The sequence below is a fragment of the Lachnospira intestinalis genome (assembly GCF_040095895.1).
Taxonomy (GTDB): domain Bacteria; phylum Bacillota; class Clostridia; order Lachnospirales; family Lachnospiraceae; genus Lachnospira; species Lachnospira intestinalis.
Genome location: NZ_JBBMFS010000005.1, coordinates 17,420 through 41,783, shown reverse-complemented (window position 1 = coordinate 41,783; position 24,364 = coordinate 17,420). Strand labels below are relative to the sequence as shown.

At 42.6% G+C, this 24,364-nt stretch carries 21 protein-coding genes; 1 reads left to right on the top strand and 20 read right to left on the bottom strand.

Annotated elements, in window-relative coordinates:
* Positions 1-19 precede the first annotated feature (19 nt).
* From WMO37_RS07090 to gdhA, 4 genes are all read right to left on the bottom strand, one after another.
* Positions 20-196, bottom strand: coding sequence for a hypothetical protein (locus WMO37_RS07090; protein WP_022431174.1), 177 nt, complete (start codon positions 194-196; stop codon positions 20-22).
* Positions 186-1,502, bottom strand: coding sequence for a bifunctional folylpolyglutamate synthase/dihydrofolate synthase (locus WMO37_RS07085; RefSeq protein WP_349154664.1), 1,317 nt, complete (start codon positions 1,500-1,502; stop codon positions 186-188). The genes WMO37_RS07090 and WMO37_RS07085 overlap by 11 nt, the downstream gene beginning before the upstream one ends.
* 15 nt (positions 1,503-1,517) lie before the next feature.
* A complete protein-coding gene (locus WMO37_RS07080; RefSeq protein WP_349154663.1) occupies positions 1,518-3,065 on the bottom strand; it encodes a hypothetical protein in 1,548 nt (515 codons plus the stop codon).
* A gap of 173 nt (positions 3,066-3,238) precedes the next feature.
* The gene (gdhA, locus tag WMO37_RS07075) at positions 3,239-4,585 is read right to left on the bottom strand and encodes an NADP-specific glutamate dehydrogenase (protein ID WP_227090662.1); all 1,347 of its coding nucleotides are present in this window, start codon (positions 4,583-4,585) and stop codon (positions 3,239-3,241) included.
* A 581-nt stretch (positions 4,586-5,166) separates the two neighbouring features.
* On the opposite strand from gdhA, the gene WMO37_RS07070 reads away from it, so the two are divergent.
* Positions 5,167-6,726 carry an LCP family protein gene (locus tag WMO37_RS07070; protein ID WP_227090660.1) on the top strand — a complete coding sequence of 520 codons (1,560 nt, stop codon included), beginning with the start codon at positions 5,167-5,169 and terminating at the stop codon, positions 6,724-6,726.
* A gap of 99 nt (positions 6,727-6,825) precedes the next feature.
* On the opposite strand, the gene WMO37_RS07065 is transcribed toward WMO37_RS07070, so the two are convergent.
* The 16 genes from WMO37_RS07065 to WMO37_RS06990 all read right to left on the bottom strand — a co-directional run bounded on the left by WMO37_RS07065 (position 6,826) and on the right by WMO37_RS06990 (position 24,296).
* Positions 6,826-7,092 carry a hypothetical protein gene (locus WMO37_RS07065; RefSeq protein WP_349154662.1) on the bottom strand — a complete coding sequence of 89 codons (267 nt, stop codon included), beginning with the start codon at positions 7,090-7,092 and terminating at the stop codon, positions 6,826-6,828.
* Between the two features lie 127 nt (positions 7,093-7,219).
* The gene (locus WMO37_RS07060) at positions 7,220-8,023 is read right to left on the bottom strand and encodes a Cof-type HAD-IIB family hydrolase (RefSeq protein ID WP_349154661.1); all 804 of its coding nucleotides are present in this window, start codon (positions 8,021-8,023) and stop codon (positions 7,220-7,222) included.
* 146 nt (positions 8,024-8,169) lie between these two features.
* A complete protein-coding gene (locus tag WMO37_RS07055) occupies positions 8,170-9,924 on the bottom strand; it encodes a S8 family peptidase (protein WP_349154660.1) in 1,755 nt (584 codons plus the stop codon).
* Between the two features lie 103 nt (positions 9,925-10,027).
* A complete protein-coding gene (clpX, locus tag WMO37_RS07050; protein ID WP_349154659.1) occupies positions 10,028-11,428 on the bottom strand; it encodes an ATP-dependent Clp protease ATP-binding subunit ClpX in 1,401 nt (466 codons plus the stop codon).
* Between the two features lie 244 nt (positions 11,429-11,672).
* Positions 11,673-13,169, bottom strand: coding sequence for a S1C family serine protease (locus WMO37_RS07045; protein ID WP_349154658.1), 1,497 nt, complete (start codon positions 13,167-13,169; stop codon positions 11,673-11,675).
* A gap of 209 nt (positions 13,170-13,378) precedes the next feature.
* Complete coding sequence (locus WMO37_RS07040) at positions 13,379-15,106, bottom strand: phospho-sugar mutase (protein WP_349154657.1); 1,728 nt, start codon at positions 15,104-15,106, stop codon at positions 13,379-13,381.
* 73 nt (positions 15,107-15,179) lie between these two features.
* Positions 15,180-15,446, bottom strand: a complete 267-nt coding sequence (locus WMO37_RS07035) for an HPr family phosphocarrier protein (RefSeq protein ID WP_022431288.1) — start codon at positions 15,444-15,446, stop codon at positions 15,180-15,182.
* Positions 15,447-15,482: 36 nt separating this feature from the next.
* Positions 15,483-16,805 carry a CdaR family protein gene (locus tag WMO37_RS07030; RefSeq protein WP_022431289.1) on the bottom strand — a complete coding sequence of 441 codons (1,323 nt, stop codon included), beginning with the start codon at positions 16,803-16,805 and terminating at the stop codon, positions 15,483-15,485.
* On the bottom strand, positions 16,786-17,664 hold the full coding sequence (gene cdaA, locus WMO37_RS07025) for a diadenylate cyclase CdaA (protein WP_022431290.1): 879 nt from the start codon (positions 17,662-17,664) through the stop codon (positions 16,786-16,788). The genes WMO37_RS07030 and cdaA overlap by 20 nt, the downstream gene beginning before the upstream one ends.
* Before the next feature lie 58 nt (positions 17,665-17,722).
* Positions 17,723-18,712, bottom strand: a complete 990-nt coding sequence (locus tag WMO37_RS07020; RefSeq protein ID WP_022431291.1) for a hypothetical protein — start codon at positions 18,710-18,712, stop codon at positions 17,723-17,725.
* Positions 18,713-18,727: 15 nt separating this feature from the next.
* A complete protein-coding gene (locus WMO37_RS07015) occupies positions 18,728-19,129 on the bottom strand; it encodes a hypothetical protein (RefSeq protein ID WP_022431292.1) in 402 nt (133 codons plus the stop codon).
* Between the two features lie 51 nt (positions 19,130-19,180).
* Positions 19,181-20,368 carry an Ig-like domain-containing protein gene (locus tag WMO37_RS07010; RefSeq protein WP_349154656.1) on the bottom strand — a complete coding sequence of 396 codons (1,188 nt, stop codon included), beginning with the start codon at positions 20,366-20,368 and terminating at the stop codon, positions 19,181-19,183.
* Between the two features lie 185 nt (positions 20,369-20,553).
* Positions 20,554-21,954 carry a hypothetical protein gene (locus tag WMO37_RS07005; RefSeq protein WP_349154655.1) on the bottom strand — a complete coding sequence of 467 codons (1,401 nt, stop codon included), beginning with the start codon at positions 21,952-21,954 and terminating at the stop codon, positions 20,554-20,556.
* 50 nt (positions 21,955-22,004) lie between these two features.
* On the bottom strand, positions 22,005-22,391 hold the full coding sequence (locus WMO37_RS07000) for a GntR family transcriptional regulator (RefSeq protein WP_349154654.1): 387 nt from the start codon (positions 22,389-22,391) through the stop codon (positions 22,005-22,007).
* 298 nt (positions 22,392-22,689) lie between these two features.
* The gene (locus WMO37_RS06995; protein ID WP_349154653.1) at positions 22,690-23,721 is read right to left on the bottom strand and encodes an FUSC family protein; all 1,032 of its coding nucleotides are present in this window, start codon (positions 23,719-23,721) and stop codon (positions 22,690-22,692) included.
* 110 nt (positions 23,722-23,831) lie between these two features.
* Entirely contained in the window at positions 23,832-24,296 is a 465-nt protein-coding gene (locus WMO37_RS06990; protein WP_349154652.1) for an NUDIX hydrolase, read from the bottom strand.
* Positions 24,297-24,364: the final 68 nt, after the last annotated feature.

The window sequence follows — 24,364 nt, the reverse complement described above, 5'->3', positions numbered from 1 at the left end:
CCTCCAAATCCAGTACGTCTTACTTTGAAATATCTTCCATAATCTTTGCAATCAGGTCTGTGATGTCCGGCACATCATTATTATAAATCGCTTCTTCCGCATCATCAACTTCCAGACTCGGCTGAAACTTCTTAATTTCTTCATCAAAATCTATCATAATCTTATACCAAACCTTTCCTTTTTCCTTATCTGCCATTTTGCAGCTTCTGTTTAATTTCACCTGCCAGATATAAAGACCCTGTACAAAATAATACGCTGTCAGGAATCTCCTCTTGCAGTTTCTTCCCATATAAATATCCGTCAAAGGATTCGTCAAACTCTGTCAGGGGGGCTGATGTATACTTTGCAAACAGTTCTTCGATACTCTCACCTGCAAGATGCCTTTTTGTCTGCATCTGTACAATAATATAATGGGTAAATACCCCGGATGCCGTAAGCATCCCAATCATCTGCTCAAAATTCTTATCTTTTACAACTGAAAATAAAAGAACTGCCGGTCTTTTCCCGCAAATAGAACGCGCCGACCGGATAAATGCTTCAATGCCTTCCGGATTGTGTGCACCGTCAATATAAATATCCGGCTCAATTTCTTCCATTCTGCCTTCCCAGCAGGTTTCAAAAACGGCCTGCCTTACTTTCCCCTCATCAAGCTGTAAAATGCCTGCCTTCTGCAAAAGTGCCGCACCGGTTAAAGCGAGGCTGCAATTTTCCGCCTGATAAACAGCTCCTGTTGCCAGAGAAAAACAATCATTCTTATAATAACCATTATGCAGTGAAAAATCAATACACTTTCCTGTGTTTTTCGTAATTTGATAGTCTGCCGGTGTTACACCTTCCAATACCGGAACACCTGCATTTTCTGCGGTCTGCTCCATCACGTGAATGACTTCCGGTTCTTTTGCCGAATAAACTGCAGAAACACCTTGCTTTAAAATGCCCGCCTTTTCTTTTGCTATCTGTGAAAGAGTATCCCCAAGCACCGCAGTATGCTCTAAACTGATGGTTGTAATCACGGACAGCACCGGATTTTGTACTGCATTGGTGGCATCGAGCCGCCCGCCAAGTCCAGTTTCCAGAATGACAAAATCGGCCTGTTTCTGCACAAATAACAGCAGTGCCATGCCAAACAGCCAGTCAAAATATGCCAGCGTGATATTTTTCTTCTGCAGACGTTTTGCTGCACTGTGTACCCTGTCAAATGCCTGTACAAAATCACTTTTGGAAACCATTTCATTATCAATGCGGATACGCTCCCTGACATCAACTAAATGCGGGGATGTAAACAGTCCTGTCCTAAAGCCGTGCTGTATCAGAATCCTGTTTAAATAGGCACACACTGAACCTTTTCCGTTGCTGCCTGCAACATGAATGATTTTTAATGTTTTTTCCGGATGTCCCAATTCTTCAAGCAGTGCGCCTGCCCGCACAACACCGCTTTCTCCTGCATATTGTGGAATCGTATCCAGAAACGCTTCTATGTCACAATATCTGTTTTCCGCCATTTTTCACTGTCCTCTTTATCCTATCTGCATAATGTGTGTTTTCTCATAAACGATACGGATAACCTTTTCGCCCGGCGTCACCGTATAGGTCACGCTTTCCGTATGGTCTTCTTCCTGTTTTGTTTCATAGGCAAAACTTCCCGTATTCCGGCTTTCATGCAGTTCTTTTAACATTTCTTCTATAATTAAAACCTCATCCCTTGTGAAATGAATCACAACCGACTCAAACAAATCCTCCTCAAATGAAAACCGGAAGAAAAAAGCTTTCCACACTTTTTCAATTTCCCGCGCCCGTTCACGGACTTCTTCTTCCGTTTTGCGCTTTACCACTTCCAGGTTAAGCATCGCCGTATTCTTTTCGGATTCTGCCCTGCCGCGCTTTTCTTCCTCTTCGCGGTATTTTGCTCCGGCCTTTGACAGCTGTGCCTGTGCCCGGTCTAACCGGCGTTTCGTTTCATTGACTTCGCTGTAATAGTCTTTTGTTTCATTTTCCGGTCTTGTCCTGTTCATATATTCATCTTTACGGCTTTCAAGCCCCATAAATTTCATCTGTAATTCATCATAATCCCGCTGCATCAGTTCCAGCCGCTGTTTTGCATCGGCTGCTTTTTCTTCCTGTTTTGTGACTGCCTGTTCACACTTTGCATACTGCTGCTCCGATTCAATTCTTCCTGCCAGCGCCGCACGGAATTCCTGTTCCTGTATCATAAATTCCTGACGTCTGACCGGGTCCAGATATGCCGGAAGGACATTTTCTGCTATGGTAAATGTCAAATGACTTGTATTTTTTATTTTCCATATCATCTGTGCAAACAGTACACGTGAAATCCGTTTGAACGCCCGCATCGCCGAAAAGACGGCAGATACGTTGGATAATACCTCATCAAAACAGCCGTAGCCTAAAAATGTCACCGTATACGAAAGGTACTTTGTGGAACGTTCCAGTCTTAAAATACGTCCGATGCACCGTCCGCTGAATTCCTTTGGCATAAGCGCAGACTGCAGCTGGCGCTTGGTATCCAATGATACGGCATTCATGGCATCCTGAATTTTCTGGTCGGTATGGATTACTTCTTCTTTGCCCTGCTTTTGCAGTCTTGTATGTATCACGGACAGCAGTGCATTATTATAAGCTGTACTGACAGCTTCGATTTTACCCGACGGTGTCTTATATTTATGGATTCCGTAGACTTTCGCTGCTTCATTGATGATTAAAAAGGAGAGCCGTTCTTCATCCGGCTCTTCGGATTCTTCCGGCACCAGCTCCCTGCATTTTTCGGTCAGAATTTTTTTGAGTTCGTATTCTAACTGCACCCGGTCATTTGCCTTTAAACGGTCATATTCTTTTCGTACCATGTCACACACGCGCGTTACCTGAAAATCAAACGGCGTTCTTTTGCTGAAGCTTTCCGCAAATGCGTTGGCAATGTCTGCCAGCCCGCCAAGCACCTTACCCGACGTTTCTTTCGCGGCATTCAGCAGGGTGACATTGCGAAACAGTGCGATCTGCATACGGATTTCGTCATCCGTCATCTTTCTGACACCTTCAAATAAGTTCATCATCTGCAACAGCCTCCTCTTCTTTTATTTTAGGTATTATACCACGGATTCATTACCCCTGCCATAGCCATAGCTCATGGAATTATAAAAAGACACATTCTTACAACCGCTATCATACCGAATCCGGAGTGTAAAAATGTGTCTTTTTTTGTCTGTGTGATGAAATTTATTTTAAATTAGCAAACACCCTGAGCGAGCATAGCGTTTACAACCTTTTCAAAACCTGCAATATTTGCACCGGCTACATAGTTGCCTTCCATGCCGTATCTCTTAGCAGCATCATCAATATTGTGATAGATATTAACCATGATGTTCTTGAGCTTAGCGTCAACTTCTTCAAATGTCCAGCTGAGTCTTTCGCTGTTCTGGCTCATTTCAAGAGCAGATGTTGCAACACCACCGGCATTAGAAGCCTTACCACAGATAAACCATACACCGTTGTTCTGGAAATACTGTGTAGCTTCAAGAGTTGTAGGCATGTTAGCACCTTCACAAACAGCCTTTACACCGTTTGCAACTAACTGCTTAGCGTCATCAAGGTCAAGTTCGTTCTGTGTAGCACATGGAAGTGCAACGTCACACTTCACTGACCATACGCCGTGTTCGCCGTTCTTCTTTTCATGGTATTCAGCAGACTTTCTTGCAGCTGCATACTCTGTTAATCTTGCTCTCTTAACTTCCTTAACTTCCTTGAGAAGTTCTACATCGATTCCTTCCGGATCATAAATCCAGCCTGTTGAATCTGAGCATGTAACAACCTTAGCACCGAGCTGCTGTGCTTTCTGGATTGCGTAGATTGCAACGTTACCGGCACCTGAAACAGCAACTGTCTTGCCTTCTAATGAATCGCCATGGCACTTCATTAATTCTTCTGTGATGTATAATAAACCATAACCTGTAGCTTCTGTTCTTGCTAAAGAACCGCCGTATGTAAGGCCCTTACCTGTAAGAACGCCTTCAAACATCCCTCTGATTCTCTTGTACTGTCCGAACATATAACCGATTTCTCTTGCGCCTGTACCGATATCACCGGCAGGAACATCGACATCAGCACCGATGTACTTGCAGAGTTCTGTCATAAAGCTCTGGCAGAATGCCATAATTTCTCTGTCTGACTTACCCTTTGGATCGAAGTCAGAACCACCTTTACCACCGCCGATAGGAAGGCTTGTGAGTGAGTTCTTGAAAATCTGTTCAAAACCTAAGAACTTGATAATACCTAAGTTTACAGATGGGTGTAAACGAAGACCACCCTTGTAAGGTCCGATTGCATTGTTAAACTGTACACGGAAACCTCTGTTTACCTGTACCTGTCCGTTATCATCTACCCATGGTACACGGAACATTAACACTCTGTCTGGCTCTGTAATTCTCTCTAAGATTGCGTTCTTTCTGTAAAGGTCTTCATTTGCCTCTACTACCGGTCTTAAAGATTCCATAACTTCTGTTACTGCCTGTAAGAACTCAGGCTGATCTGCGTTTTTCTTAGAAACTAATTCTAAGACTTCATCAACATATCCCATAACCTTAAAAACTCCTTTTCTTTTACGCCTTTGGCGGAATCTATGCTTATTATATAAAAACAGTTTTCCCATTGCAAGTTTTTTAGCTATTTTTGCCAATAAAACAATGCTATTTTGAATAATGTAAATCCAGTTGTCCGCTCTGCTGCTTTAGCGTAGTAATAAAACTTAATTTTTTTAAGTGCTTTTGCATTAATTGTCTTTTAATTAACCATTTTCACACTTTTTCTGTTATTAAATAAGTTTCAATCCTGTTTTTATTAATTTAATAAATCGTTTTTTCATTTTTTCTTATGCTTTCTTTCATATAAAGTAGCTCTTGTTATTTTCCCAGGAAATATGTATAATGAAGTTTATGTACTTTTTGTACATTGTATAAGGAAATCGTGCAAACAATAATGCCCGTGCAATTATTGTCCGCTCAGGAATGGAGATTATTGTGAAAAAATATGCTTGATAGCATATTTTTCACACAGCACTTTGTGCCGCAGGCGCCACAAAGTCGCTTTTTATCGCAGAGCCAAATAAGATTTGGCTCGCGATTCCTCCGGCATTAAATTGCCTGCGGAATGGAGATTATTATGTCAAATATTATTAAACGTACAAAGGGCGATTTGAAGTATCTTTTCAAAGACAGCGACAAGCTCTCGCCCAAAGCACTCAAGCGCAAACAGCGCGGCAAACGTGTTGCGGCAGGACTGGTTCTTGTACTGATCCAGCTGATTCTTACGATTCTTTTTTTATTCAGAATCATTACATTTTCAATCCTTCCGGTACAGTATCTGCTGATTGTCAATGCAATCCTGATTCTTTTGCTGCTGTATGATTTTTGCTCACAGTTTACGAAGGCACATATTCTCGGTAAAATTTTAGCCGTGATTATGTCGTGTGTCATGCTGTTTGGATTTATCTTTATGACACAGCTTGCACAGACCTTTAATCTGATGTCCGGTTCAACAAAGACCGACATTGTGGATATTATCGTACTGGCAGATGACAAGGCCGACTCCGTGCAGGATGCCCTGTCTTATTCTTTCGGATATAACAGCGGCATTAACAGTGAGGCTGCCACAAAAGCCATTTCAGAAATTGAATCTAAAAATAATACGACATTAAATACGAAAGATTACACCGACTGGTCAGAAATGGTCAATGCCTTATATGCCAATAAGAATATTCAGGCTGTTGTCATGAGTGATTCACTCCGTTCAACTTTAACGGAGGAATTTGAAACATTTGAAGATAAAACAAAGGTTATCGGAACGATTACGATTACTACCCAGGTCAAGCTTTCCGCTTCTGATAAAAAGGTCAATGAAGAACCGTTTGTCATTTATCTGTCCGGAAATGACGGATACGGTCCGGTTTCTTCCAACGGCCGCAGCGATGTCAATATTCTTGCCTGCATCAATCCTAAAACCCGTCAGGTACTGCTTGTTTCGACACCGCGTGATTACTATATCACAATTGAAAATGCTTCTGGAAAGTCTGGTCTTGATAAACTGACACACGCAGGAAATGCCGGTGTCGATTACTCTATTAAGGCATTGGAAAATCTCTACGGTGTTACCGTGGATTACTATGTAAAGATTAACTTTACCGGCTGTGTAAAAGTGGTTGATGCACTTGGCGGCATTACCATCAATTCAAGCGTGGACTTTACAAACGGTCAGGATGCAGCTCCTGAAAGCTATCATTTTACAGTCGGCGAAAACCAGTGTGACGGTGAAAAAACTCTTGCTTTCGTAAGAGAAAGACACGTTTTCGGCGATGGCGATTTCCAGCGTGGACGAAACCAGGCTGCTGCCATCACAGCAATTATCGACAAGGCGACTTCACCTTCAATTCTTGCCAATTACAGTGCAGTGTTAAGTTCTGTTTCTAATATGATTTTAACAAATATGCCGCCTGCAACGATGACGTCATTAATTAAAGGACAGATTGCCAACACAACTTCATGGAATGTCCAGTCTTACAGCGTAGAGGGAACGCCGGCATCCCGCGATTGTACCGTATATAACCTTTCAAAGAAGTCTGTTGACCTGCCGGATTACGATACCGTAAATACAGCAGTCGAACTGATTCAGAAAATCAACAACGGCGAAGTATTCGATGTTTCCGAATACGTTTCTTCTAATTAATCAGATCTCTGTAAAAAAACTGCCGGTGCAGGATATGTATATAAAATACATTGCCTGCCCGGCAGTTTTTTTGTCTGACCAGCTACCTCCGTGTGCTGTTCAGCCTTTCAGATCCATTGTCGGAAATACCATTGAAAAGTACGCTTCTCTTGCTTTGTTGTTGTAGCCGTTCATTCTGCCGTTTAACACGTCAGGATTCACATTGACAGGTCTCTCATCGGCGCGTCTTACGCGTGCTTTCTGTCTGCTCTGTTCTAATGCAAGTATCTGTTCAAAACTTTCGCTGCTGCTGTTTTTCTGTTCAGCGGCAACTCTGGCTGTATTTCCAACTTTTGAAACACTTTCGACTTTGTTAATGAGTTCCACCCTGTTTACGATAAATGTTTCTGCTGTAATCTCCTCCTTGAAATTATGCTGTACTTTCTTTTGTTTTATAGTTCTTTTATACTATATTGGCACATCTTGTGTCCTATTTATAGTATCGGCACATTTTCTAAAAATACTTAGCAATAATTTCGGCAACACCGTCTTCATCATTAGACGGTGCTATGATATCCGCTTTTTCTTTTACCGGCGGATACGCATTTTCCATGGCAGCGCCAAGACCGGCATATTCAATCATGGAAATGTCGTTCATGCCGTCACCGCAGGCAATCAGTTCTTCCCTTTGCAGTCCCAGCTTTTCAAGCAGCGCTGCAAGGGAACGGTCTTTTGCCACATTTTTCGGTACAATCTCTAAAAAATAATCGGCAGAACAGAATGCATCAATGACATCTCCGTGCCGCTTCTGCAGTTCCTGCTGAATCGGTATCAGCTTTTCATGCTCCCCTGCAATTAAAAATTTGGCAACCGGATAATTTACATACTGTTCCAGATTTTCCACACGGCGGACGGACGCATCATTACATTTTGCCTCCCGCAGCACATATTCATCTGTATCACTTTCCGAAATTACCTCATCCTTGTCATATGAAAGAGCATACACACCGTGTTCTTTTGCCAGTGTACAGACATCGTGTATACATTCCGGCGGAAAATTCCGGCTGTAAACGACTTCTTTGGTCTTACAGTTGATAATATTGCCGCCATTGTATGCCAGAATATAACCGCCGACACGGGAAAGTTCCAGCGCTTCTGCCACCGGCTCTATGCCAAACAGTGGTCTTCCAGATGCCAGAATAATATGCACGCCGCGCTCCGCCGCCTCCATAACCGCTTTTTTATTTTTGGTTGAAAGTTTTTTCTCACTATTAATTAATGTACCGTCCAAATCAAGGGCAAGTGCTTTATATTTCATTTTCTCTCCGTTCCATAAACTGCTTATTTCCTGCAGTTGCATTATCCTTTCTATATTTTTATTGCAATAATTCCAATTTTTAGTGTCACTATGCATTTATTTACTTTATCATTCCCTGCTTCTTTTTTCAATCGGAAGTTCGTGTTTTAACCGGTCCGCAGTTTATAAAATGCTTCAATGACATCCATTTTCCCATACCCGTAAATATTGTTCGGATACACCGTATTGTTTTCGCGCTTTGCCCCCCGGATTAACACCGATTTAACCTCGTTTGTTCCCATATAGGGCAGATTGCCGTCCGTAACACCCCATGTCAGAAGAAGGGCAGCAGCACCTGCCGCGTGGGCTGCTGCAACGCTTGTTCCTGTCCGTGTCGTATATCCCCCGCCTGCCCGGACACCATAGACGTCTACTCCAGGCGCGACAAAGTCCGGTTTTACCAGACCTGTCGCTGTATAACCGCGTCCGGATGCTGCATAAGATGCATCCGTAATATGATTATATGCCCCGACACTGATTACGCGCTCTGCCGCACCGGGTTCTGTAAGTGTTGTGGAAGGATTGGAATTCAAAAAATACGTATCCCCTGATAAAAACTGCTTTAATGGCAGCCATGCATTATACCGTCCCACAATATTAGTCAGGCTGTATACATGAATTTTCCAGATTCCCTGTGCCGGATTTATAAAACGCATAAAAATAACTTCATAACCTGATGCAGATTCCACTACTCTGTAATTCACTGCAACCTGTGAACGTTCCAGTAAAAAATTGTAGACCCCTCCTGTATCAATTCTTGCCGGGATCCGTGAAATCCGCTCTCCAGAAGGAGAGGTAATTGCCACCGATAAGATATCAAGACTTTCTGCCCATATTTCCATCACAAATCCGCGTTCATCTGCACCGACGGTAATTTCTATTTCGGAGGGTTCTGTATCTGATACCGCCAGACCGGATGTGTGTGTTCTGTTATTAGCTTCATTTCCTGTACAGGTTACAACTACTGTATTGACCTGCCTTGCCAATGTATTTAATAAATCTGCAAACGGCAGCGCACCGGTTCTTGAACCGGAAGCCGTTCCCAGTCCGACACAGATAACCAGCGGCTTTTTTTCTCTGATGGCATACTGCTGTAAAAAGCGCACCCCCATCATCATATCCGTTTCCGAATAGGCTTCTACCTGCTCCGGCAGCAGATAAAAGTCCCGCAGATATTTTTTGGCAGGTTTTAGCTTTACCATCAGAATCTCCGCCTCCGGCGCTGCTCCTATGTAATCTGCGGTTTCCGATGCGGCTGCAACCCCTGCAAGAAATGTTCCATGTCCGTTTTCATCTCTTGACGGCACAATATCATAGGGATTTTGTCCTTCACGCTCTGCCGCGAGTGCCGCATTAATGTCCTCCCGTGTATACACCGTGCCGTACTGTACCATGCCTTGTACCTGTTCTCTGTCATACTGCTCTGTCCCTGCTGCTTCTCCTGTATCTTCTTCATAATTTACAGATTGTATCGTCTGGTCCCAGACTGCCGCAATCCTGGTTCTGCCGCCTGACGCTTTAAAATCTTCTCTTAAATAGTCGATTCCGGTATCTAAAAAGCCAATCAGCACACCCTGCCCACGCACATTTAACAGGGGCTGATTCAGTGTTGCCGTAATTCCCGATGCATCAAAGCTGGTCGTGTCCATCAGTCCGTACAGTTTCGGCACGCTATAATATCCCTGTTGTATATTAATATTCCGGCTGCCCGGATAATTTGTATACAAAATACACCACGTATCATTAATACAAGAAATACAGACACCGTCCTGTCTTTGGATTTGTTCAAAATAAAGGGAATTATATTCAATAATATAATCCCCCGTTTCTTCCGATACAATGAGCGAACTGCAATCCGGCACTTTTTTTGCTCCCGCTTTTTTGTATAGTATATTCAGTTGTGCCTTTACTTATGTATCCGTTTTATATCTGATTTATCCTATGGATTTACTTTATCAGCCTGCTTTATCCGTTCTGCTGTGTCAGTGCCGGTATTTCCATGCCGCGCATCTGAATTACCGGCGCACCCGTCTTTTTAATGTAATCGCCTGTGATAACGACTGTTCCGATATTGTTGTCCTTTGGAATTTCATACATAATATCCAGCATATAATCTTCCAGAATGGACCGCAATGCACGCGCTCCGGTCTTTTTCTCCATTGCTTTTTGGGCAATTGCTTCCAGTGCATCATCCGCAAATTCAAGCTTTACTTCATCAAGTTCCAGAAGCTTTTCATACTGCTTTAAAATCGCATTGCGTGGTTCTTTCATAATCTTAACCAGCATATCTTTTGTCAGGTTTTCCAGCGAAAAGATAATGGGCAGTCTGCCTAAAAATTCCGGTATCATGCCAAAATTGCGCAGGTCTTCTAAAGTTACCTGTTGCAGCAGGTTCGGGTCTTCATCATATTTATCCTTTAAATCTGCTGCAAATCCGATAGACGACTGCTGGTTTAAACGCTCTTTGATAATCTCATCCAGTTCCGGAAACGCGCCGCCACAGATAAATAAAATATTTTTCGTGCTGACTGTGACCTGCGGTACCATCGCATTTTTACTGGTTGCACCGACCGGCACCTCCACATCGCTTCCTTCTAACAGCTTTAACATGCCCTGCTGTACGGATTCTCCGCTGACATCACGGCTTCGAGTTTCCTTCTTTTTAGCAATCTTATCAATTTCATCAATAAAGATAATGCCGTGTTCTGCACGTTCTACATCATTATCCGCCGCCGCTAAAAGCTTGGATACCACACTTTCAATGTCATCACCGATATAGCCCGCTTCCGTAAGGGACGTTGCATCTGCAATTGCAAGCGGCACCTGCAGCAGGCGTGCCAGGGTCTTTACAAGATAGGTCTTTCCGCTTCCGGTCGGTCCAATCATTAACATATTGGACTTTTCAATCTCTACATCTGCCTGATCTCCTGCAGCTACCCTTTTATAGTGATTGTAAACAGCAACCGACATGACTTTCTTTGCATAGTCCTGTCCGACCACATATTCATCGAGCATATGCTTAATTTCGTGCGGCGCCGGAATGTTGCGTAAATCCAGTTTTTCTTCCGGTTTCTTTACCTTTTTCTTTTTCTTTATTTTCTGATTTTCCGGTATATCAATATCCTGATAGTTCATATTGCCAAACATTCCCATATTCGGCATCCCGCTCATTTTCATCATATCATCATAATTCATACCGCTGTTATTGATGGTATCAAATGTCTTTTGCAGGCAGTCCTGGCACACATAGACATTTCCCGGCATTGCAATCATTTTACCCGCCTTGCTTTCCGGTCTTCTGCATATATAACAAATCTTTTCGTATTCCTCTTCCTGATTGTTGATTGTATCGTTATTTTCACTCATTTTTTCACCATTCTGCCGCAAAATACGGCACCTTCTTTTACTGTAATTTTGTATACACGTTTAGTATACAGATTTGTCTTTGTTTTTACAATAAAATCTCTATAAAAAAATACCCGGTATGATGCAGATGGACAACATCTGTCCCTGCATTTTACCGGATATTTTACTTTATTGATTTACAAATTTATGTTTGTGCTTTATGTGCTTTGCCGGTTCCTTTTAAAGAATTATGCCGGAATGCTTATCAGCTCTTTTTGCCGAGAGTTACTTCAACACTCTTTAATACATACTCACTGCCTTCCTGATGATAGTACTGAACCGTTACCTTTTCACCGGCTGCGTAGTATTCCATAATAGACTTGAGGCTGGACATAGAGTTTACGGACTGGTCGTCAAAGCTTACAATAATATCATAAGCGCCCAGACCTGCCTGTGCAGCTGCTGAATTATTTTCAACGCTTCTGATTAAAACCCCCTGCGGATAACCATATGAAGAAGACATTGCACTTGTAATATCCACACCACTGATTCCCAGGTAAGCGGTTTCTGAACTTGAAACCTTGCTTCTTGTTTCACGGCTCATCAGGCTGTCAATGATATCCATGACATTCGATACCGGAATAGAATATGCCATACCTTCTACACCATCACTGGAAGTCTTTGCAAAGTTAATTGCGATAACCTTACCTTCTGCATTGAGTAATGCACCACCGCTGTTACCGGAATTAATCGCTGCATTTGTCATTAAAAGGCCTGAAAATGTTACATTATTAACAGTAATAGAACGGTTTGTCGCGCTGATAATACCATTTGTCACAGACTGGCCTTCACCCAATGCATTACCGATAGCAACAACCTCCTGTCCGATGGCTACATCATCACTGTCTGCCAGTTCTGCGATTGCAATACTGTTGATGGTTGAATCCTTAATATCTGAAAGATTGATTGCCACTACCGCAATATCCTTATCAGACTTTGAACCCTTTACGGTTGCACTGACAGATTCACCGTCCACAAAGACACATTTTAAATCATTTACATCACTAACTACGTGTGCATTCGTTACAACAAGCAGTTCTTTATCATTCTTACCGACAATAATACCGGTTCCGCTTGTCTGTGCTTCATAGGACTGGCTGCCGAACAATCCATAGAAAGATGAAGAACTTCCTGAAGACACGGTTGTCGTACCGTTTAATGCCACCATTGCCGGAAGGGCTGCATTTGCAACGGACTGTGCATCCATACCCGTTGAAGCTGATGAAGTACTCTGTGCCGTTGTTGCGGTTACATTGGAAGTCACGGTTGCAATGTTGTTATAGTCGCTTGATGATTTTACCGGAAGAATCGTACTTCCCGTGTAATATACACCATACATTACTGCGCCGGCAATTACACCGAACACGGCTGCCGAACCTGCCAGTTTTGCAAGCCTTTCTCCAAAACCGTCTTTGTTTCTATCCTTCTTTTTCTTCTGCCTTCCATTCTGCTGATTCATACTGCCCTGTCCTGCGCCTGCCTGCTGATAGGAAGCATCCTGCTGGAATGTACTACTCTGCTGATAATAGGAAGTGTTATTGTTTTCCTGTTCAAACGGAATATTTCCTGCGCTGTATCTGTATTCTGAACTTTCTGCCTGTGTTGTTTCCGTTGTATTTTCATCGTCGTAATGAATTCGTTCTCCTGTCTTTGGGTCAAATCTCGGTCTTGGGTTATACTGGTTATTTTCGTCGTTATACATATCGATTTCTCCTCTCTGTCGTGTCTTTTGTTCTTAGATAAAAAAGAACACATCTCGTCTATGCTTTGTAGTATAGTAACGAAATGTGTTCTAATTGTGTTTTCTCTGTTAAGAATTTCTGAACTCGCTCTGCGATAAAAAGATAATTGTGACGCCTGCAGCACAATTATCTATGTGAAGAATCTTAAATTTAAGGATTCTTCACATTACTACTGTCCCGCTACTTCCATAACAGCCTTTGTAAGTTCTTCAAGTTTTGCATCTGCATCCGCTAAGTTGCTGCCCTTAACGCCCATGTAGAACTTAATCTTTGGTTCTGTTCCGGACGGTCTTGCACAGCACCATGCATTGTCAGAAAGTGCATAATATAATACGTTGGATGACGGAAGTCCGGTAGACTTCTTTTCGCCGGTCTTTAAATCAACACATTCATCCTTCTTGTAATCTCTTGCTTCGAGTACGTCCCATGAACCGAACTTCTTCGGTGTTTCGTTGCGGAGCTTATCCATCAGTTCTGCAATCTTTTCAGCCCCTTCTGCACCCTTCATGGTAATTGCCTTCTGACCTTCTTTGTAGTATCCGTATTTTTCAAAAATCTGAATCATCTGATCCCACAGAGTCATGTTCTTTGTCTTGTAGTATGCTGCTGCTTCACATAATGCCATAACGGCAACAACTGCATCCTTATCTCTTGCATGTGTACCGACAAGGCAGCCATAGCTTTCTTCAAAACCAAATTCATATTCATATGTACCCTGCTGTTCAAAGAACTTAATCTGCTCACCGATATACTTAAAGCCTGTTAATACCTCAATCAGCTTTACATTATATTCTGCTGCAATGGCATCTGCCATATTGGTAGATACGATAGTCTTTACAAATGCGCCGTTATCGTGTAACAGATTCTTTTCCTTACGCTGTGAAAGCAGATATTCTGCAATCAGCATACCGGACATATTTCCTGTAAATGCCTTGTATTCGCCTGTCTTGGTGTCTTTTGAATATACACCGAGTCTGTCGGCATCCGGATCTGTTGCCAGAATGATATCTGCATCTTTTTCCTTTGCCAGCTTTAATGCCAGTGTGAATGCCTTTGGGTCTTCCGGGTTTGGATATTCAAGTGTTGTGAAATCCGGGTCCGGTTTTTCCTGTTCTTTTACAATATAAACATGCTTAAAGCCCAGTTCTTTTAAAATTCTTCTGACCGGAACGTTACCTGTTCCGTGGAACGGTGTGTATACAATCTTGATATCATCCGCTACCTGCTTGATAATATCACCGTTGATGCTCATTTTCTTTAAAGCCTTGATATAAGCTTCATCCATATCATAGCCGATAACATTGTAAAGACCGCAGGCTTCTGCCTCGTCTTTTTCCATGGTCTTTACCGTATTGTAATCTGTAACAGCCTTTACTTCTGTAATAATCTGTGTATCCTTTGGTGCTGTAATCTGTGCGCCGTCTTCCCAATATACTTTGTAACCGTTGTATTCCGGTGGATTATGGCTGGCTGTAATGACAATACCTGCGATGCAGTGCAACTGTCTTACGGCAAATGATAATTCCGGTGTCGGTCTTAATGACGGGAAGATATATGCCTTGATTCCGTTCGCATTCAGGCATAATGCTGCCTCGTCTGCAAATTCAGGGGACATTCTTCTTGAATCATATGCAATCGCAACGCCTCTGTCTGCTGCATTTTCCTTCTTAATAAAGTTTGCAAGTCCCTGTGTTGCCTTTCTGACAGTATAAATATTCATGCGGTTTGTACCGTTGCCGATAACACCTCTTAAACCACCTGTACCAAACTCTAAATCTTTATAAAAGCGGTCTTCAATTTCTTTTTCATTACCCTCAATTGATTTTAATTCAGCTCTTGTTGCCTCATCAAAATATTCATTGGCACACCACGCCTTGTAAGACTCCATGTAACCCATAACTTTAATCCTCCATATTTCTTCTTTTTACTGATTGAATTTATAAAAATTATAATACAATCCCTTTTTGAAATCAATCTTTTAATGATTCTTTAAATGCAGCAGCAACATTTTCTAACGCTTCCTGCTCATCCGGACCGTCTGCAATCAGCTCTATTTCATCACCGCATTTAATTCCTGCTGCTAAAATTGAAATGACACTCTTTGCATTGGCCGTCTTTCCTTCTCCATAAGCAAATGTAATATGGGAATCGTATTTGACAGCAGCATCGCACATTGCCCCCGCTGGTCTTAAATGTATTCCCAATGCACTTCCTACGACTATTTTTTCACTAACCATCTTTTCTCTCCCATCCGCTGTTTTCAGCTTTTTATTCTACCGGTTCTGGCCGGTTGTTTCAGAGGTACCGGCTGTTGTTGTTTCCTGTGTCTGCTGTGTTGTTGTTTCCGGCTGTGTCTGTGCTGCCTGCGCCTGTATCTTTACGGCTGCCTTATAGGTATCGTCCAGACTGCAGCCGCCCGGCAGCTGAAACTGTATCGATAATGTATATGTTCCTTCTTTTAAGCCTGTCAGATTCACCGTAGCTTTGATATCCGATGCCTGTGCTGCTGCCAGTGCTTCATCTGAACCTGTCAGTATTACATGAATGGTATCCTGATCGGTAATTGCCGCTTCCAGACCTGATGATAAACCGGAAAATGTAATATCAGATGTCTTCACCGTAAATTCCCTGCTGTGTACATCGGAAATCTTTACCGTAATGGAAACAACCGAATCCGATACCACACTCACATCAGACGGCACAAAATCTTCCATCCACAGACGAAATGTCTTATCACTGCTCAACCCTGTCACCTTTAACTGGTCGGAAGGTATCGTAATCTGTGTAATCTGGTCTAAAACCTTTGTCTCTCCCGAAATCGTAATCTGGTCTGCGGAACTTTGTACCTTATGAACGCTATAACCGTCCGCCGGTTCACCCGAAACAGAATATTTTAACGGTACGGTTTTAGACTTTTTGACACTTGCCGTATATTCCACTTCACTCTTTGACAGTTCAAGCTGCGGATCATCAATTACATTGCCGTCCGCATCGTATAAAACAATCGGTACAACACTCTGGATATTATCCTGTGCATTGCTGATGTCGCAGATGGCTTTAACCTGCGCAATCTTTGCAATGGTGGTTGATGAACCGGTAATCTTGATGGTCGATGGCGATACGGACTGTTTCGTGACTACATAGCCTTCCGCTTCCGTACCGTTGACTTCCATGCCAACATCAAACTGCTGTGTTACCCTGTTTTCAATATCCAACTTAACCGCTGTTGTCTTTGGCGTTACTTCGACATTGGTCAGCGTTTTGCCGTCTTTGACAACCTTTACATCAATATCGGCATAATCGGCAAATGCCGTAATCCTGCTTAAATCTGCCGTAGCTACAATATCTGCCGCTTTAATATCCGTGATAACACTTTTAGGTCCGCTTACATAAACCGAAATTTTACTGCCATCTGTAATCTCATACGTATAGCCCTTATCCGTAAGACTTTCTGTATTAATCAGCTGCACCGGAACGGTACTGATTGTCACCCCCATGGTCGGGTCGTAAATATTGACAATAATCGTCCACAATACAATTGCGCATAAAGCTGACAGGATTTTCAGGCTGAAATTTCTAAATATCTTTTCTTTCATTTTTCAACCTTCCTCTCCAAATCTTAAACGACTTGACATCTACTGTTTTCTTGCGCAGATACTCCAGCTTATTTCTTAAAGAATCCCTGTCAATGTCGCGGATAATTGAACCGCCCACCGCCACGGATACTGCACCGGTTTCTTCTGATACAATAATTGTAAAGCTGTCGGTGCCTTCACTGATGCCGACACCCGCACGGTGTCTGGTTCCCAGTTCCTTACTTAAGTTTGAATTATCTGACAGCGGAAGATAACACGTTGCCGCTACTACTCTGTTGCCCCGCACAATTACCGCGCCGTCATGCAACGGTGTATTATGCTCAAATATATTAATGAGCAGTTGGCTTGTTACAACACCGTCTACCTCGATACCGGTGCGGACATATTCCTCCAGAACCATATCCTGCTCGATAACGATTAATGCACCGGTCCGCACCGCTCCCATTTCATAAGCGGCACGGACAATCTCATCGGCTGTTTTGCTGCTGAAGCGTTCACCCTTTTCCCTGCCTTCACCAAAGTTAAACAGTCCGACAACCAGTTTTTTGCGTCCGAGCTGCTCTAACGCACGCCGCAACTCCGGCTGGAAGATAATCACCAGCGCAATAATGCCAACACTGATGGTTTTTCCCGCAATCCAGAGAATTGTCTTTAAATTCAGTATATATGCAAACAGCGCAAATAATACTACAATGATAATTCCCTTGAGCAGCGCCCATGCTTTTGTATTTTTAATCCACACCAGAATGTTATACAGTACCACTGCAATAATGATAATCTCAATGACATCTGTCCACCCAATCCGTGGAATATATAATTTTGATAAATAATCGCTGAAAAAATTATTCCATGCTGTCACATACTCACCTCATTTCTGTTCCTTCCGGTCTTTACTCATTTTACCGCTTATAGCTTTTTTAAATATTTTCGTCATCCTGTTCTGATGAAGTCATATCACTGATGTCATGCGCCTTTTTCGTCTTTCTCGCATTAATCTGCTTGACCTTGACTTCGGCATTGACAATATTAATTTTCGGAACAGCTTTTACGTAATAATAGTACTCATCATCTTCATACTGTACGTATTCCGTTCTGGAATAATCCACACTGAAAAACAAAATCTGGCACAGATACCCTACAACCCCGCCAAGCACGGTTCCCACAATCATCAGAATCAGATTGATTTTGGCACCTGTCACTAAAATTCCTGCAAGCAGTACGATAAACTGTACCACAATCCCTGCCGCAATGGCATAGGTCCACGCATTATCAATCTTTAGCCGTCTGACTGCATATACTGCCGTAATCGTAACAACCATTGCAATTACAAACAGAATCATTTCTTTATTATTAAACAGGCTTTCTACAATATACGAAATCTGCTGCATACTGTCATTGACTGACTTTGTCGTCAGTGCCGTTTCATATTCACTGGCTGTCTTAATAATGTAAAAAATAATCACACCAAATGCCGCCGGAATCATGGCGAATGCGTTAAAGCACAGCCCCGCCGCAATTGGAAGCAGGTACGGCATTTTTATCCAGCAAAGCAGTACCGTAATCACTAAAAGATACCCCTGCTTCGGTGTAAAACGGTAATACAGCAGATACATTAAAAGCACGATTCCCAGTACAATCAATGCAAATTCCGCAGAAATCGCATATAAATGAACCAGCATAAATACCGATAAGAAAAATATCATAAATCCATTTGGAAGAAAGGCACACAATACTGCCATTGCCACGGCTATCAGCGGATTTTTCAGCTTTGACATATATCCGATGCTTGCATTGAGCATCAGAAAAGAAACCAATGCCATCACAAACCGTACTGCCGGAACCAGATACGTATCGTATTTATTATAGAATTTCTTAAATCCTTCCTTTAATTCCAGTAAAAAAACCATGTGAGTCCTCCAATACTATTTTTTCTTTCTCTGGCTGTCGTAAAAACGTTCCAGCTTGTTCAGTCTTGAAAAATACTTTTTCAGACCTTTCCGCGAATGATTATACTGATAGGCATAAACCATTGCCGCAATGATGGTATATACAATTAACATCAGGATATAATATATTCCCAGTCTTTTTCCCACTGCCGCATAATCGAGCGAATTAATGTCGGCAACCAGTTTTTCAAGGTTGCATAACACATACAGTATCACCATGATTATATATGCAAATGTTGTTGCAATTAATGTACGGAGTACGCCAAACGCTACATAATCCCCCTTAAAATAGCGGGAATTTTTAATCATCTGCCTGCCTTCGTTTTTTTCATAAATTGCCATTTTCGTCATCATTTTAATCTTATTTTCATTCAGCAATTAATTCACCTCACTGCAAGTCATATTAGTGTAAGCATATCATATTTTTGTCTAATTGTATATTACTATTTGCGAGTGACCGCCATTCGGGGCTACAACAATTCGTACCCGTCTGCCTTCTGCCGTAAAAGTTCTGTCTGTGTTGGCAGAAAGATAATTGCTCCACACCTGTCCGTACTCGTCCGGAAGCAGTCTGGCAAGCACCGTCTGAATCCTGCTGTCGAATGTGCCGCTTCTCTGCTTGATATAGATAATGGTTACATTCGGCTGTGTGATGATTTCTCCATAATATGTATCATTTTCTTCGCATACATAAACATTGGAATAACGCTGTGTAAATCCGATTCCTGAAAGTCCGTCTGAAATGCTGCCGCTGTTGTCACCATTGCCGGTGTTACTGCCGCTATTACTGTTGTTTGAGGAATTCCCGCCGTTTGTGGATGAATCGTCGTTATTGCCGGAATTACTGCCGGAAGAACCGCCCGTCGTGCCGGATCCACCGTTTGAAGAACCACCGGAGCTTCCCGAACCGCTGTCCGTACTGCCTGAATCATCTCCGCCATCCGAATCCGAATCACCGGAACCACCGTCATAGGAACCGCTTCCCGAACTGCCTGAGCCTGTCCATGAACCGCCTGCCTGCCCGCCGCCTGTACCTGTACTGCCGCTGTCAGAGCCGCTTCCTGCGGATGTTCCACCGGATGACGTACTGCCCGATGCACTGCCGCTTCCGGATGCATTATTTTTTGCAAGGGTTGTACCGGTGTAAACCGGAAGGTTATTTTTTGAACCCTGTGCCACATTTTCAATTCCTTCAATGACAACTGAATCGGAAACGGTTCCGACAGTTGCTGTTACAACGGTTGTTCCCACTGCCTTCACTGTGAGAATTCCGTCTTTATCAATCTCTGCCACAGACGAATCCGAACTGCTCCAGATGAGTGCCTGGTCCGTATTTTCGGGAACAACCAGTGCTGTCATCTTTAACTGCGTGCCTACCGGAACGGCACAGTCTTCAAATTCAATCTCTACTTCTGTTTCTGTATTGCTCATCTGCTGTGCCTGCGCCGAATCATCTTTTAACTTAATCCGGTCTACACTGACACTCGCCGCATTGCTTTCCTTTTCCTTTTTTTGCTGTATAGAACCGGAAACGATGGAAGCAACTGTCAGGATAATGACCACGCCTCCGACTACACCCGGAATGACCCAGTTCTTTATTTTATTTTTCTTTGCCATTTCTTACCTTTCCCGTTTTGTTTTTTACTTTAGTATACCACAATCCTGTGTGAATGAAAAATAAATATCGTGTAAAAATTGCAGAATCTTTCGACACAAACCTACAATTTCTGTGCAAAACATAAAAACATATGGAAATCTTACAAAAATTGAAATTTATTTGATTATTTGGATAATAGTGTGTTCTACTCACACAGCTGCTCATACCACTGCTTTGTCATACTGCTGTCTTTTGCATTAAAAAACATTGTCTGTGTGTCCGTCTGAACCAGAATGTACGGCGCATTTCCTTTATATATAAAAAGCATACATTTTCCGTAAGTATTCCCTTTAAAATGCCCTACCGCATAGGTTTCTGTTGCGCCGCCGTTGGTTTTCGTAAAATTATCGCGCGGCATTGTATCCAGCAGCTCTGCTCTCTGAATGGATTCTTTATCAAATGTGATTTTATAACCTCCGCCCTCAACCGTAAGCCTGTTATTTTCCATGATAAAATCCACTTTGACATGAATCAGCGGAAGCATTGCCGCAACCGTAAATACGATAGTTCCTGCAACAACAAATGTTATAATGCCCGTCCATATTTTTGCCCCTGCCGTTGCATAATTAAAGGAATAATTTCCCGACTGCATACGGTCCGCCACAAGCATATGTCTGTCATTGGGATTGTAGTAAAATCCTGTTTTCCAGTATTCGTCATCATCGACATATACCGGCGTGTTATCTGCATTTAAAATGGCATTTTTCTTTTTATACATCTGAAAAAGCAGTACCAAAAACACCACTCCTGACAGACTTTCAAGTGCAACATAACTGTAAAATATAACTGCGTTCAGACTGTTAAAAATAAGTGCCTGTACGGCAATCATCACCCATGCCGCCGCATTACAGCTGCTCATGGCAAGGAGTGCTTCCCCGGTATATTTTTTTATCAGGTAATTGACCTGCTGGTTTTTCTGCGTATCCTGACTGTAAACCGTATGCTGTCTGCGGTTGATAAAAACATGCGCTATCCACGCCGTTACCGATACCGCCACGGCACAGATACAGAATATCCCCATTTCTTCCCAAAAAACCGGACGTTTTCCACACAGAAACGGCAGTACGCACAGGATTTCTATTAAAATAACGACTGCGTGATACCTGTACGGCACTGCGCTTTTTTCTGTCATTGTCAGTACCGCCGTGTCGATGTAGACCTTCTTTTTCTGCCCTTCTACAAGCCAGCCCTGCGCCACCTTGTAATCATACAATTTCCGGTGCATTGCGGCATTGAAGTAAATCGCCGCTCCTATGTATGCAAAAATCCACACAATCCAGATGATAACATAAAGTGCCATATTAAAAAAACACAGTATGCTGAGTGCCATGATTAAAATCAGATTAATGATATGAAACCGCTTCATTTTTCTTCTGGCATTCGTGACCTGTTCTGTCACCCCCGGTTCTTCTGCGTGTTCCGGTGGAATATGCACCCCCAGAACCATTCCGCTATTATACCGGTACTGGCTCATCAATCCATACCACATCGCACCGATTGTAATTAAATTTGCCGACGCAAATGTTATAAACATAAAAATCCCCATACTTCCTCCTATCTACAGATGCCACAAAGCACTATACGAAAATCTTTGATTTAATATTGTCTGCACACTTTCATTTTAGAATAGATACCGTCGCACAGCTTTAAAAACTCTGCCTTTTCCATTCCCGTAATGCTGGCTTCCGCTGACAAAAGCTCTAATTCTGCTTCCAGCTTTTCCCGAAACTGCAAATCCATATCAACGACATCTGCCACTACCGCGCCGTGCCGTCTGTCAATCTTGATATAGCCTTCCGCCTTTAATATCTGATAAGCTTTATTCACGGTCATTGTATTAACGCCCGCTTCTGCTGCCAGCTGGCGGACTGTCGGCAGTTTTTCCTGCGCTTTTAATTCTCCTTTTCCGATTCCTTTCACTATCTGATTGCGAAGCTGCACATATATCGGCACTTCACTTTCCATATCCAATTCTATAACCATCTTCCGGTTTCACTCCTTTCCGATGCGTTTTGTATTATTTGTATTATACATTATAATACAGATAATACTTTTGTCAACAAAATTTGGACTGATTTGCAGCTGTCTGTGCAAAAAAGAATGTGCAAAGCACATTCTCGCGCCGAGCGCGGTCGTTTGCGACAAACTACATCTTTGCGCGAGTGCGCATCATCGGCACGTAGTGCCTTTTTTGTAATAGGGAATTCTATCGGATTTTCCTATTACAAAAAAAGACTGCCGTGCGAATGGCATCGCACGGCAGTCTCGTCTGTTGTCCTTATTAAGCTTTTATACATCTGCTGTAAATTTTCTCAAAAAACATTCCGTACAATGCACCGAACGCATTATGAAAAACCCGGTAAAATACAGCCCCCGGAAGTCCTAAGAAGCTGACTGCAATAGCCATCGCTCCAAGTGAATTAAACACCGCCTGCCAGCCGTAGGTGGCTGACAGTCCCACACCGATTCCACCAAATATCCCGATATATGAATGAAGGGACTTCGGAACAAAACAGTAAATTAATATAAATACCAGTCCGCCGATGATATTGCCGGGGATTCTTCCCCCTACACGTCCCTTGATTTCTTCCGGGAACGGCAGTGTTACTGACATCACTGCAATGCCTGCCCACATACGGCGCGGCAGATGAAGGATTCCCGCAAGAAGCAGTGCTGTTGCAATCGCAAGTGCAAGGCGCAGCTGCCACTGTGTTCTTGACGACTGAAAATCCACTTCTTTAAATAAGTCTTTAAACGTTCTTTTAAAGGTCCGCTTTCTGTGATTGCGGTAATAAACCGCCATTGTCAGAGCCGCGCCTGCCGCAATCGCCACAAGACGGTATAAATAAGCTTCACCGGTCACATCATATCCGTATAACAAAAGATAGCCGAGTACCAGTGTCGCATGATTAAACATTAAAACATTATGACAGCTAAGAATCATAATCGCCATAATGCAGACAATATGTATCATACACTCCGCCACAAGTCCGCAGGCGTTGGCAAGCCGCGGTCCTGCTGCCAGAATGGCAAAAATCACTGCAAATGCCCACATGGCATCCTTATTTTTAATTCCTAAATCCGCATACCTAAACGACAATACGCACAAAAGCATAACAACACCTACGATATTGTTATCTTCTCCGAAAACTGCGCCGAATGCCATTACAAATGCGGTGCAGAACGCCACGGTCAATAGGATTTTAAACAGATATACGGCAATATGCCGATACTTTTCTTTTTTACTCTTTGATGCTTTAATCAGTGCCTTTGAACCTGCCTGATTTAATTGTAATTCCTGATAAAATGTCATAAATTCTCCCTTATCCGATTTTTTTATCCGGCATTTACTGCCTGATTTCAAATATCGAGGAAAAATTATAGCACCCGCTCTTTTTCTGTGTCAAATTATCATTTTATAAACTAATTATAAAAACGAAGCTGCTTTTCTACAAGTTTTTCGCCCTCATAGATCAGTTTTAAGGTAAAGAACCGCTGTTCGCCTTCTAAGAGCAGCTTTAAAAAGACGGCATCGCCCTCCCATGTCGGCAGCTTTAAAATCTCTGTTTTATCAATCCACGCAAGCTCGCCCTCGTCACACGGACAGATTTCACCTTCAAAGCCGTCTGCCGTAAACAGACACATCTGCTCCGGTTCACACGCATCACTAACGAAGGTTATCAGCCCGCGGAAACGAAAGCGTGTCAGTGTCAGCCCTGTTTCTTCTTTTACCTCTCTTAACAGGCAGTCTTCCGGACTTTCTGCGCCTTCCCCATGACCGCCGACACCAATCCACTTATCCTTATTGATGTCTTTTTTCTTCTTGGTGCGATGCAGCATCAGATACTGTCCGTCTTTTTCAATATAACACAGCGTTGTCATTTTCATGTTTTTTAATTCTCCTTTATATGGAATTTTTTCCCACGAATCCGTACTTTTATGCTACAATATCCTGT